Raw genomic sequence first — 12,337 nt, forward strand, 5'->3', positions numbered from 1 at the left:
CACACCGCAGGAGACGCCCATGACCCCCCGCACCACCCCGGACGCCGAGCCGGTCTTCGAGCTCGTCGAGCAGGACGAGATCGGCTACGAGACCACCCACGTGGACGCCTTCATGGCGCGTGCCCGTGAGGCGCGCGACGGCGGTGCCCCGCTGACGGCGGAGGAGGTGCGCCAGGCCCGCTTCGCGACCGTCAACGGCGGCTACGCCACGGACGAGGTGGACGACGAGCTGGACCGTCTGGAAGAGGAGCTGGCCGCCGCCGAGCGTCAGGCCTTCGTCGCCGAGCGCGGGGACGAGGACTGGGCCGCAGACCTCGAGGAGCGCGTGGCCGAGCTCGTGGCCCGCGCCGACCGGGCCCCGGCGGAGCGCTTCCGCCGCCCCTCCCGCGCGGACGCCGTGAGCTACGACGTGGACCAGGTGGACGCGCTCGTGGACCGTCTGCGCGTCACCCTGGCCGGTGCGGAGGACTCGACGGATCCCGGCGCCGAGGGCGGGCTGACCGCGGACGACGTGCGCCGCGCGTCGTTCGGCGAGGCCGAGGGTGCCGCCGGCTACGAGGAGGGCCAGGTCGACGCCTACCTCGACGCCGCCGTCGACGTGCTGCTGCGCCGCGCCTGACACCCGGCCCTCGCGCGGCGGCCCCGGGCAGAGTGGCGCAGATCACACTCACGTGAGTACAATCGCACCACCGAGACGCCGCGCGCTCCACCCCTGCTCGCGCATGCGTACAGCTCCCTCGCCCCGCACCGTGGGCGTCGATCGGAAGGCAGTGCAGTGACCCTCGTGGACCACACCCGTCCCACCGGCGGCCGATCCGCCGGCTCTCCGCCCCCGGCGGGCCCGGCCGAGGCCGTGGCGCTCCAGGTGCTCGACGCGGAGGGCCGCCGCCGTCCACAGCCGGAGCTCGACCCGTGGATCGAGGACGTCGACGCCGACGCCCTCGCCGCGCTGTACCGTCAGATGGCCGTGGTCCGGCGCCTCGACGTCGAGGCCACGCACCTGCAGCGTCAGGGCGAGCTGGCCCTGTGGCCCCCGCTGTTGGGCCAGGAGGCCGCCCAGGTGGGCTCCGCCGTCGCGCTGCGACCGGACGACTTCGTCTTCCCGTCCTACCGCGAGAACGGCGTGGCCCTGCTGCGCGGCGTCCCCGCGCTGGACCTGCTGCGGGTGTGGCGCGGCTCCACGTTCTCGAGCTGGGACCCGAACGAGGCGCGGGTGGCCACCCAGCAGATCATCATCGGCGCGCAGGCCCTGCACGCCGTCGGCTATGCGATGGGCGTCCAGCGGGACCAGGCGGACGTGGCCACGATCGTCTACTTCGGCGACGGCGCCACGAGCCAGGGGGACGTCAACGAGGCCATGGTCTTCAGCGCCTCCTACCAGTCGCCCGTGGTGTTCTTCTGCCAGAACAACCACTGGGCCATCTCCGAGCCCGTGCGCCTGCAGACCCGCCGCAGCATCGCGGACCGCCCGTGGGGCTTCGGCATCCCGTCGATGCGCGTGGACGGCAACGACGTCCTGGCCGTGCTCGCCGCGACCCGCGCCGCCGTCGAGCGCGCGGCCGACGGGGGCGGCCCCACCTTCATCGAGGCCGTCACCTACCGCATGGGTCCGCACACCACCGCGGACGACCCCACCCGCTACCGGGACGACGCCGAGCTCGAGGCCTGGAAGGCCCGTGACCCGCTGACCCGCGTGGAGGCGCACCTGCGCACCCTCGACGTGGACGTGGACGCCGTGCTCGCGCAGGCCCAGGCCGAGGCCGACGAGCTGGCGGCGGAGGTCCGCCGCGCCCTCGAGGCGCTCGAGGAGGACGGCGCGGACAGGCTCTTCGACGAGATCTACGCGGAGCCCCACCAGGAGCTCGAGCGGCAGCGCCGCGAGCACGCCCTCTACCTGCAGCAGTTCGACGACGAGGAGGCGGGCGCGTGAGCGAGCGCATGACCTTCGGCCGGGCGATCAACCGCGGCCTGCACCGTGCCCTGGCCGACGATCCCAAGGTCCTGCTCATGGGCGAGGACATCGGCGCCCTCGGCGGCGTGTTCCGCATCACCGACGGCCTGCAGGCCGAGTTCGGCGAGGACCGGGTGCTCGACACCCCGCTGGCCGAGTCCGGCATCGTGGGCACGGCCATCGGCCTGGCGATGCGCGGCTACCGGCCCGTCGTCGAGATCCAGTTCGACGGCTTCGTGTACCCCGCGTTCGACCAGATCGTGGCGAACCTGGCCAAGCTGCGCGCCCGCACCCGCGGCGCCGTGCCGATGCCGGTGACCATCCGCATCCCCTTCGGCGGCGGCATCGGCTCCCCGGAGCACCACTCCGAGTCGCCCGAGGCCTACTTCCTGCACACCGCTGGCCTGCGCGTGGTCTCCCCGTCCTCCCCCCAGGAGGGGTACGACCTCATCCGCGCCGCGATCGCCTCGGAGGACCCGGTGGTCTACCTCGAGCCCAAGCGTCGCTACCACGACAAGGGCGACGTGGACCTGGACGTCGCGATCCCGCCGATGAGCCCCGCCCGCATCCTGCGCGAGGGCCGGGACGCCACGCTCGTGGCCTACGGCCCGCTCGTGAAGACCGCCCTGCAGGCCGCGGAGGTGGCGGCCGAGGAGGGCGTCGAGGTCGAGGTGGTCGACCTGCGCAGCCTGTCCCCGCTGGACACCGGCCTCGTCGAGTCCTCGGTGCGGCGCACCGGCCGGCTCGTCGTGGCGCACGAAGCGTCCCGCACCGGCGGCCTCGGCGCCGAGCTCGTGGCCACGGTGGCCGAGCGCGCGTTCCATTGGCTCGAGGCCCCGCCGGTGCGCGTCACCGGCATGGACGTGCCCTACCCGCCGTCCAAGCTCGAGCATCTGCACCTGCCGGACCTCGACCGCATCCTCGACGGCCTGGACCGTGCTCTGGGCCGGCCGAATTCGCTGGACTCCGTGGACGCGTTCGCCGCCCCCGAGACCGCCGAGCAGTTCCTCGCCGCCCAGAACGCCGGGGAGGAGACCCGATGAGCCAGAAGACCTTCCGCCTGCCCGACCTCGGCGAGGGCCTGACCGAGTCCGAGATCGTGACGTGGCGCGTGGCCGAGGGCGATGCGGTGACCGTGAACCAGGTGCTCGCCGATGTCGAGACGGCCAAGGCCGTGGTCGAGGTCTCCAGCCCGTTCGCGGGCGTCGTCGCGGCCCTGCACGGCGCCGAGGGCGAGACCCTCGAGGTCGGTGCGCCCCTGGTGACCTTCACCCTCGAGGGCGCCGAGCCCGACGTCGGCGGGCCCGCCGAGGGCGACGGCCGCGTGCCCACCCTCGTCGGCTACGGCGCCGCGCCGGACACCGGCAAGCCCGGCCGCCGTGCTCGGCGCGGCTCTGCGGCACCGGCGACGTCGGCCGCCCCGGTGGGTGAGCCCGCCCGCGGACAGGCGCCGTCCACGTCGGAGGCGGCCCCGGCCGGCGCCGGGCGCCCGCAGCCCGAGGCCGCCGAGCCCGTCCGCGCGGACGCGGCCCCGGAAGCGGTGCGGGGCGCGGCGTCGGGCGAGCGGCCCCGCTGCACCCCACCCGTGCGCCTGTACGCGCGCCGCGCGGGCGTGGATCTGGAACAGGTCACCGGCACCGGCGTGGGCGGGGTCATCACCCGCGCGGACGTCGAGGCGTTCCTGGCCGGGGGCGGGCAGCCCGCGGCCGCGGCGACGCCGCCGCAGTCCGGCGCCGAGTCGGGCTCGACCGGGGGCGTCCGCACCCTGGGCGGCCGCCCGCGCACCGAGGCCGTGCCGGTCAAGGGCGTGCGGAAGGCGACGGCGGCGGCCATGGTGCAGTCCGCGTTCACCGCCCCGCACGTGACCGAGTTCCTGCAGGTGGACGTCACCGAGACCATGGAGCTGCTCGCCGAGCTCAAGGCCTCCCGCGAGTTCCGGGACGTCAAGCTCACGCCCATGACGCTCGCCGCCAAGGCGTGCCTCGTGGCGATGGAGCGCACCCCGGACGTCAACGCCCGCTGGGACGAGGCCGCCGGCGCGATCGTGCAGCAGAACTTCGTCAACCTCGGCTTCGCCGCGGCCACCCCCCGCGGGCTGATGGTGCCGAACGTCAAGGACGCCCAGGCGATGAGCCTGAGGGAGCTGGCCGACGCCATCCGCGACCTCACCGGACTCGCCCGCGAGGGGAAGCTGTCCCCGGCGGACCTGGCCGGCGGCACCTTCACGCTCACGAACGTCGGCGTGTTCGGCGTGGACGCGGGCACCCCGATCATCAACCCGGGCGAGGGGGCGATCATCGCGATCGGCCAGGTCCGGCGGATGCCGTGGGAGCACCGCGGCGAGATCGCCCTGCGGGACGTCATGACGCTGTCCCTCTCGTTCGACCACCGCTTCGTGGACGGCGAGCAGGGCTCCCGCTTCCTCGCGGACGTCGGTGCCCTCCTGCGCCGTCCGGGCCTGACCCTGACCATGGTCTGACCGCGTCGGACGCGCCGCGGCCCCGCCACCCGGGCACCGGGAGGCGGGGCCGTCGTCGTGGCAGGCCGGTGCGGCCGCCGGCACGGCGTGGGCCGCGCTCAGTCGGCGGCGGGCAGCTCCATCACGAGCTCGGTGATGACCTCGGCACGGGCGTTGGAGAAGACCTTCTCCTCGCCGACGGTCTCGAAGCCGCGGCGGGAGAGCACCTTCACGGAGCCCACATTGTCCTCGGGCACGTGCGCCCGCAGCGGGCGGGCGGTGTGCTCCTCCAGGAACCGGTCCACGGCCGCGGTCGTCAGGCCCAGGCCCCAGTAGTCCTGCGCGGTCCAGAAGGACAGCTCGCCCACGCCGTCCTGCTGGGTGCACACGAGCGCACCCACGGCGCGGCCCTCGTGCTCGATGGTCCGCACGACGGTGTCCTCGTCCCCGAGCAGGTGGGCCCAGTGGTAGTCGAAGACACCGCGGTCCCGGGGGTTGCGGGGGGCGAAGGCGGACATCAGGTTGGCCTGCTCGTCCTGCTGGTGGAGGAAGAACTCGTCCAGATCCTCGGGTCGGACGTCACGAAGAAGCACGGCGGTGGACCTCTCGGGGCGGGGTTCGACGGCGTCCGCCGTCGCGGGTACCGGCCACCGTACCACCGGGCGCGACGCCGGCCCGCCGGGCCGGTGCCGCCCGCTCAGTCCCCGCCGGACAGCGGTCCGGGGGCCGTGGCCGCGGCCCAGGCCATGGCCACGAGGGTCGCGCGGCGGGCCGCGCGGTCGGCCGCGGTGCGCCGCACCGAGCGGGGGGTGGAGTTGAGCAGGCCCAGCACGGCCTGGGCGCGGAACACGGCGGTGGCCTGGTCCTCGCGGGGGTGGACGACCTGCAGCTGGCGCGCCCACACGTCGATGTAGGCGCGCTGGGTGCGCGTGATGGCCGTGCGCGCGCCGTCGGGCAGGGCGGACATGTCGCGGTCCTGCACGCGGATCACGTCGCGCTGGGCGAGGGCGAAGTCCGCCTGGAAGCCGATGAGGGCCCGCAGGGTCTCCGCCCCCGGCGCGTGCTGCGCCTCGGCGGCCAGCCCGCCGTCGAGCAGGTCCTGCGAGGCCGTGTCGAGGATCGCCGTGAGCACGGCGGCCTTGCCGGCGAAGTGGCGGTAGATGGCGGGGCCGCTGATCCCGACCGCGGCGCCGATGTCCTCGAGGCGGACCGCGTCGAAGCCCCGGGCCGCGAACAGTCGCGCCGCGGCCGCGAGCAGGTCCACCCGGCGTCGGGCCTTGGCGGCCTCCCGGGCGGTCGGCGGGGTCGCCGGGGCGGCGGGGGACGCGGGATCGGCGGCGGGCATGGGTTCCACTGTAGGACGAGACGAGGCGCGCCGGGCGCCCGGTCGACGGCAGTGACGATCGTCACTACACTGAGGCTCGGTTCAGTTAGTCGTCATTCACTGAAGGGGGTCCCATGACCGCCAGCACCCCGGCCCCGGCCGCGCAGTCCGCGCCCACCGTGGCCGAGCGCAACGCGGCCGGCCACGCTCGGCTCGAGCAGGAGCTCGCCGACCTCGTCGCCCGCACGTCGCTCGGCGGGCCCGAGCGCTCGCGCGAGCGCCACACCGGCCGCGGCAAGCTGCTGGTGCGGGACCGCATCGACGCGCTGCTCGACGAGGGCTCGCCCTTCCTCGAGGTCGGCGCGCTGGCCGCGCACGGCCTGTACGACGGGGACAGCCCCGCCGCGGGCGTCGTGGCGGGCATCGGCCTGGTCCACGGCCGCCTCGTGATGGTGGTCGGCAACGACGCCACCGTGAAGGGCGGCACCTACTACCCCATGACGGTGAAGAAGCACCTGCGGGCCCAGGAGATCGCCCTGGAGAACCGCCTGCCGTGCATCTACCTCGTGGACTCCGGCGGCGCGTTCCTGCCCCGCCAGGACGAGGTCTTCCCGGACCGCGAGCACTTCGGCCGCATCTTCCGGAACCAGGCGCTGCTCTCCTCGCAGCGCATCCCGCAGCTGGCCGCGGTGTGCGGCTCCTCCACGGCGGGCGGCGCGTACGTGCCGGCCATGTCGGACGAGACCGTGATCGTGCGCGAGCAGGGCACCATCTTCCTCGGCGGCCCCCCGCTCGTGAAGGCCGCGATCGGGGAGGACGTCTCGCCCGAGGACCTCGGCGGCGGCCGGCTGCACGCCGAGCGCTCCGGCGTCGCGGACCACCTGGCGGACGACGACCTGCACGCCATGCAGATCCTCCGGGACATCGTGGCCACCCTGCCCCCGGCCGAGGCGCCGGCCTGGGAGGTCGCCCCCGCCGCGGAGCCCGCCAAGGACCCGGCCGAACTGACCAGCGTCGTGCCCGTGGACGTGAACACCCCCTACGACGTGCGCGAGGTGATCGACCGCCTCGTGGACGGCGGCTCCGTCCACGAGTTCAAGCCCCTCTACGGCACCACCCTGGTCACCGCGTTCGCGCGGATCGACGGCCACCCCGTGGGCGTCCTCGCCAACAACGGCATCCTGTTCGGAGACTCCGCCCGCAAGGGCGCGCACTTCATCGAACTGTGCGACCAGCGCGGCATCCCGCTGCTGTTCCTGCAGAACATCTCCGGCTTCATGGTGGGTCGGGACGCGGAGGCCGGCGGCATCGCGCGCGACGGCGCCAAGATGGTCACCGCCGTCGCGACCGCCCGCGTGCCCAAGCTGACCGTGGTGATCGGCGGCTCGTTCGGCGCCGGCAACTACGCGATGTGCGGCCGCGCCTACTCACCCCGCTTCCTGTGGATGTGGCCGAACGCGCGCATCTCCGTGATGGGCGGCCCGCAGGCCTCCTCCGTGCTCACGCAGATCAAGCAGGACCAGCGGGCCGCCGCGGGGGAGGAGCCGATGTCCCCCGAGGAGGTCGAGGCCTTCCAGGCGCCGGTCCGCCGGCAGTACGAGGACCAGGGCAGCCCCCTGTACTCCACCGCCCGCCTCTGGGACGACGGAGTGATCACCCCCGGCCAGACCCGCCGGGTGCTCTCCCTGGCCCTCGACGTCATCTCCCGTTCCCCGCTGCCGGACTCCCGGTTCGGCCTGTTCCGCATGTGAGGCACCCGTGACCGAGAACCACGCCCAGGGGACGCCCCTGTTCGACACCGTGCTGGTGGCCAACCGCGGCGAGATCGCCGTGCGCGTCATCCGCACCCTGCGCCGCCTCGGCATCCGCTCGGTGGCCGTGCACTCCGACGCCGACGCCGACGCGCGGCACGTCCGCGAGGCGGACACGGCGGTCCGCCTCGGCCCGGCTCCGGCCCGCGAGTCCTACCTGGACATCGACGCCGTCGTCGACGCCGCGCGCCGCACCGGCGCCCAGGCCGTGCACCCCGGCTACGGCTTCCTGTCCGAGAACGCCGACTTCGCCCGCGCGCTGGACGCGGCCGGCATCGTGTTCGTGGGCCCGCCCGTGGCCTCGCTCGACGCGATGGCGGACAAGATCCGCGCCAAGGAGACCGTGGCCGCGTACGACGTGCCGGTGGTCCCCGGCATCCAGGACCCCACGCTCACCGACGAGCAGATCACGGCCGAGGCCGAGCGCGTCGGCTTCCCGCTGCTGATCAAGCCCTCCGCGGGCGGCGGCGGCAAGGGCATGGTGGCCGTGCGCGCCGCCGAGGAGCTGCCCGGCGCCCTCGCCTCGGCCCGGCGCACGGCGCGCTCCGCGTTCGGCGACGACACCCTGCTGCTCGAGCGGCTCATCACCGCGCCCCGGCACATCGAGGTGCAGGTGTTCGCGGACGCCCACGGCGCCACCGTGCACCTGGGCGAGCGCGAGTGCTCCCTGCAGCGCCGCCACCAGAAGGTGATCGAGGAGGCCCCCGCGCCCCTGCTGACCGGGCTGGCGCACGGGGCCGAGCTCCGCGAGCGCCTGGGCCGGGCCGCCGTGGACGCGGCCGTGTCCGTGGGCTACCGCGGTGCCGGCACCGTCGAGTTCCTCGTCTCGGACGAGAACCCGGACGAGTTCTTCTTCATGGAGATGAACACCCGCCTGCAGGTGGAGCACCCGGTCTCCGAGGAGGTCGTCCGGGTGCGCGGACAGCGCCTGGACTTCGTGGAGCTGCAGCTGCGCATCGCCGCGGGGGGGCCGCTCGGCTTCGCCCAGGAGGACGTGACCCTCGACGGCGCCGCCGTCGAGGCCCGCGTCTACGCGGAGGACCCCGCGAACGGCTTCCTGCCCTCCACCGGGCCGGTGCTGCGCTGGCGCGAGCCCGCCGGCGAGGGCGTCCGCGTCGACACCCTCCTGCTGCCCTCCCGGCCGGCCGAGGAGCGCGCGTTCGGCTCCGGACCGCAGACTGGCCCCGCCGCCGGCGCCGTGGACCCCGTGGACGTCGACGGCGCACAGCCCGAGATCACCGGCTTCTACGACCCGATGATCGCCAAGCTCATCGCCCGTGGCGCCGACCGCGCCGAGGCCCTGGACCGGCTCGACGCCGCGCTCGCGGACACCGTGCTGTTCGGCGTCCGCTCCAACCTGGGCTGGCTGCGCGAGCTCGCTGCCCGCACGGATGTGCGGACCGGCCGGCTCACCACCGAGCTGATCGACGGCCTCGAGGCGTGGACCGCCCCCGCGCTGCCCGAGGACCTCGCCGCCCTCGCGGCCGATGCCCTGGCCGACGTGTCCGAGGACGCGGCCGCCGCCGAGCAGCGCGCGGCCGGCACCGCGTGGGCCCGCGCGGACGGCTGGCGCGGCGCGGGCGCCCCGCAGCCCGGGATGCGCGTGCGGGTCGGGGACGAGGACCGCATCCTCACCGCCCCCGCCGCCGACGCCGAGGTGGACGAGGACGCCGGAGCCCTGGCGGGCGTCAACCTCCTGGCCGGTGACCCGCGGGACCCACGCTCAGCGTGGCTGCACCGCGACGGCGCCGCGTGGCAGGTCCGCCGCCTCACCCGGGCCGAGGTGGTCGAGGCTGCCCGCGCGGCCGCGGCCGCGCGTCGTGCCCCGGCCGGCGCAGCGTCCCCCGAGGCCCGCACGCCCATGCCGGGCACCGTCGTCGCCGTGTCCGTGGCCACCGGGGACACCGTGGCCGCGGGCCAGGAGCTGGCGGTGGTCGAGGCCATGAAGATGGAGCACCCCGTCACGGCCGCCGTCGCCGGCGTCGTGACCGTCCACGTCGCCGAGGGCGACGCCGTGGCCGCGCAGGCGTTGATCGCCGTCGTCGAGCCCGCCGAGCACGCAGCACCCGCAGAGAACACCTGAGAACAGGAGAGGACCATGAGCACCAAGCACCGCACCCTGCCCGCCCTCGAGGAGGACTACCAGGTCCTCTCCGACACCGTCCGCGAGTTCGCCGACGAGGTCGTGGCCCCGGTCTCCGCCGAGCTGGACGCCCAGCACGAGTTCCCGTACGAGATCGTGGCCCAGATGGGCGAGATGGGCCTGTTCGGCCTCCCGTTCCCCGAGGAGTACGGCGGCATGGGCGGCGACTACTTCGCCCTGGCCCTGGCGCTCGAGCAGCTCGGCCGCGTCAACCAGTCCGTGGCCATCACCCTCGAGGCCGGCGTCTCCCTGGGCGCCATGCCGCTGCTGAAGTTCGGCACCGAGGAGCAGAAGCAGCGCTGGCTGCCGGACCTCGTGGCCGGCACGCACCTGGCCGGCTTCGGCCTCACCGAGCCGGGCGCGGGCTCCGACGCCGGCGGCACCCAGACCACCGCCGCGCTCGAGGACGGCCAGTGGCGCATCAACGGCGCCAAGGAGTTCATCACCAACTCCGGCACGGACATCACCTCGCTCGTCACCGTCACCGCCGTGACCGGCACCGTGGAGGGCAGGACCGGCCACGACGGCCGCCCCGCCAAGGAGATCTCCACGATCCTCGTGCCCGCCGGCACCGAGGGCTTCTCCGTGGCCAAGGCCTACGACAAGGTCGGCTGGAACTCCTCGGACACCCACGCCCTGCACTTCACGGACGCGCGCGTGCCGGAGGAGAACCTGCTGGGCGCCCGCGGCCGCGGCTTCGCCCACTTCCTCGAGATCCTCGACGAGGGCCGCATCGCCATCGCGGCCCTGGCCACCGGAGCGGCCCAGGGCTGCGTGGACGAGTCGGTCGCCTACGCCAAGCAGCGGACCTCGTTCGGCCAGAAGATCGGGCAGTTCCAGGCCGTGTCCTTCAAGATCGCCCGCATGCAGGCCCGCGCGCACGCCGCCCGCCTGGCCTACTACGAGGCCGCCCAGAAGATGCTGGCCGGCAAGCCGTTCAAGACCGAGGCCGCCATGGCCAAGCTGATCGCCGGCGAGGCCGCCATGGACAACGCCCGGGACGCCACCCAGGTGTTCGGCGGCTACGGCTTCATGAACGAGACCCTCGTGGCCCGTCACTACCGCGACTCCAAGATCCTCGAGGTCGGCGAGGGCACCACCGAGGTGCAGCTCATGCTGATCGCCCGCGAGCTGGGCCTCTGACGTGACGGAGCGCGTCGAGATCGAGCAGCGGGGCCGCTACGCGGACGAGCTGGCGGTCGGCCAGGTCTACCTGCACCGGCCCGGCCGCACGCTCACCGAGGCGGACAACGTCCTGTTCACCACCCTCACCATGAACCCGCAGGCCCTGCACCTGGACCACGCGTACGCGGCGGCCCAGCCGTTCGGCCGGCCACTGGTCAACTCGATGCTGACGCTGTCCACCCTGGTGGGCCTCGCCGTCGGTCAGACCACGCAGGGCACGCTCGTGGCCCAGCTCGGCCTGGGGGAGATCGCGTTCCCGAAGCCGGTCTTCCACGGGGACACGCTCTACGGGCGCTCCGAGGTCACCGCGATCCGCGAGTCCTCCTCGCGACCGGGGCAGCGGGTCGTCACGTTCGCGATGACGGGGGAGAACCAGCACGGCGACGTCGTCGTCCGCGCCCAGCGCACCTGTCTGATGTGGACCGCGCAGGCGCACGCGGAGGCCAAGGCGAAGGCCGCCGACGCCGCAGGCACGGGGGAGCGGGCATGAGCGCGCTGAGCCTCGGACCGGCCGTCATGTTCACCCCGGCGGACCGCCCCGAGCGGTACGCCACGGCGCTCGAGCGCGCCGACGCGGTGATCCTCGACCTCGAGGACGCCGTCACCCCGGACGCCCGGCCCGCCGCGCGGAACGCCGTCGCGGCGGCCTGGGCGGGGCGGGTGACGGGCGGGGTCGACGGCGGCCCGCTGGACGAGGGCCGCGTGGTGGTGCGCGTGAACCCCGCGGACACCGCGGACCACGACGCCGACCTGGCCATGCTCGCCGGGACGGGCTGGCGCACGCTCATGCTCGCCAAGGCCGAGTCCGCCGTGCAGGTGGACGGGGTCGTCGCCGCCCTCGGACCGCAGACCCGCGTCGTCGCCCTGTGCGAGACCGCGGCCGGGATCCTCGCCGCCGCCGAACTGGCCGCCCACCCGCACGTGGGTGCGCTGATGTGGGGCGCCGAGGACCTCGTGGCGTCGATGGGCGGCAGCTCCTCCCGCACCCCCGAGGGCGCCTACCGCTCCGTGGTCCAGCACGCCCGCGCGACGGTGCTGCTGGCGGCGGCCGCCCACGGCGCGGCCGCATGGGACGCCGTCCACCTGGACCTCGGCGACGAGGCCGGGCTGGCCGCCGAGGCCGAGGACGCCGTCGCCCTGGGCTGCATCGCGACCGTGTGCCTGCACCCGCGCCAGGTGCCCGTCGTGCGCTCCGCCTACACGCCCGCCCCGGAGGCCGTCGAGCGCGCCCGGCGCGTCCTCGCCGCGGCCGAGGGCCGACACGGGGCCTTCGAGCTGGACGGGACGATGGTCGACGAGGTGGTCCTCGCCCAGGCCCGCGCGGTCCTGCGCCGCGCGGACGCGACCCGGCCGGCGCGCGCCTGACCGGCTCCTCGGCGGCTCCGCGCCCCGGCGGCCCCGTGCCGTCGGGGCGCGTCCGCGTCCGCACGGCTGCGCCCCGGGGCTGTCACACGGGCGCACGGCC

11 protein-coding genes are annotated in these 12,337 nt (G+C 74.9%); 9 read left to right on the top strand and 2 right to left on the bottom strand.

Annotation, left to right across the window (positions count from 1 at the left end; translation table 11 throughout):
• Nucleotides 1-19: 19 nt before the first annotated feature.
• The 4 genes from AC3RJ9_RS03010 to AC3RJ9_RS03025 all read left to right on the top strand — a co-directional run bounded on the left by AC3RJ9_RS03010 (nt 20) and on the right by AC3RJ9_RS03025 (nt 4,430).
• Entirely contained in the window at nt 20-619 is a 600-nt protein-coding gene (locus AC3RJ9_RS03010; RefSeq protein ID WP_036314046.1) for a DivIVA domain-containing protein, read from the top strand.
• A 156-nt stretch (nt 620-775) separates the two neighbouring features.
• Entirely contained in the window at nt 776-1,930 is a 1,155-nt protein-coding gene (gene pdhA, locus AC3RJ9_RS03015; RefSeq protein ID WP_069941735.1) for a pyruvate dehydrogenase (acetyl-transferring) E1 component subunit alpha, read from the top strand.
• 8 nt (nt 1,931-1,938) lie between these two features.
• The gene (locus AC3RJ9_RS03020; protein WP_044659478.1) at nt 1,939-2,994 is read left to right on the top strand and encodes an alpha-ketoacid dehydrogenase subunit beta; all 1,056 of its coding nucleotides are present in this window, start codon (nt 1,939-1,941) and stop codon (nt 2,992-2,994) included.
• On the top strand, nt 2,991-4,430 hold the full coding sequence (locus AC3RJ9_RS03025) for a dihydrolipoamide acetyltransferase family protein (RefSeq protein ID WP_095353899.1): 1,440 nt from the start codon (nt 2,991-2,993) through the stop codon (nt 4,428-4,430). Before AC3RJ9_RS03020 ends, AC3RJ9_RS03025 begins: the two co-directional genes overlap by 4 nt.
• Before the next feature lie 98 nt (nt 4,431-4,528).
• On the opposite strand, the gene AC3RJ9_RS03030 is transcribed toward AC3RJ9_RS03025, so the two are convergent.
• Entirely contained in the window at nt 4,529-5,002 is a 474-nt protein-coding gene (locus AC3RJ9_RS03030) for a GNAT family N-acetyltransferase (protein ID WP_051995227.1), read from the bottom strand.
• A gap of 104 nt (nt 5,003-5,106) precedes the next feature.
• Nucleotides 5,107-5,754 carry a TetR/AcrR family transcriptional regulator gene (locus tag AC3RJ9_RS03035; RefSeq protein WP_095353895.1) on the bottom strand — a complete coding sequence of 216 codons (648 nt, stop codon included), beginning with the start codon at nt 5,752-5,754 and terminating at the stop codon, nt 5,107-5,109.
• A gap of 113 nt (nt 5,755-5,867) precedes the next feature.
• Here AC3RJ9_RS03035 and AC3RJ9_RS03040 point away from each other — a divergent pair, with 113 nt between their 5' ends.
• The 5 genes from AC3RJ9_RS03040 to AC3RJ9_RS03060 are packed head-to-tail and all read left to right on the top strand — an operon-like array spanning nt 5,868 to nt 12,237.
• Nucleotides 5,868-7,484, top strand: coding sequence for a carboxyl transferase domain-containing protein (locus tag AC3RJ9_RS03040; RefSeq protein ID WP_081374413.1), 1,617 nt, complete (start codon nt 5,868-5,870; stop codon nt 7,482-7,484).
• Between the two features lie 7 nt (nt 7,485-7,491).
• Nucleotides 7,492-9,627, top strand: a complete 2,136-nt coding sequence (locus tag AC3RJ9_RS03045; RefSeq protein ID WP_095353893.1) for an acetyl/propionyl/methylcrotonyl-CoA carboxylase subunit alpha — start codon at nt 7,492-7,494, stop codon at nt 9,625-9,627.
• Between the two features lie 15 nt (nt 9,628-9,642).
• A complete protein-coding gene (locus AC3RJ9_RS03050) occupies nt 9,643-10,830 on the top strand; it encodes an acyl-CoA dehydrogenase family protein (RefSeq protein ID WP_063190286.1) in 1,188 nt (395 codons plus the stop codon).
• Between the two features lies 1 nt (nt 10,831).
• Nucleotides 10,832-11,362, top strand: coding sequence for a MaoC family dehydratase (locus AC3RJ9_RS03055; RefSeq protein WP_063190287.1), 531 nt, complete (start codon nt 10,832-10,834; stop codon nt 11,360-11,362).
• Nucleotides 11,359-12,237: an HpcH/HpaI aldolase/citrate lyase family protein gene (locus tag AC3RJ9_RS03060; RefSeq protein WP_489727703.1), complete on the top strand. Its 879-nt coding sequence runs from the start codon at nt 11,359-11,361 to the stop codon at nt 12,235-12,237. Before AC3RJ9_RS03055 ends, AC3RJ9_RS03060 begins: the two co-directional genes overlap by 4 nt.
• The last annotated feature ends 100 nt before the right edge of the window (nt 12,238-12,337 follow it).

This window comes from Micrococcus sp. 63XJN7_6_ISO-PGPR-S23-444, assembly GCF_058072765.1.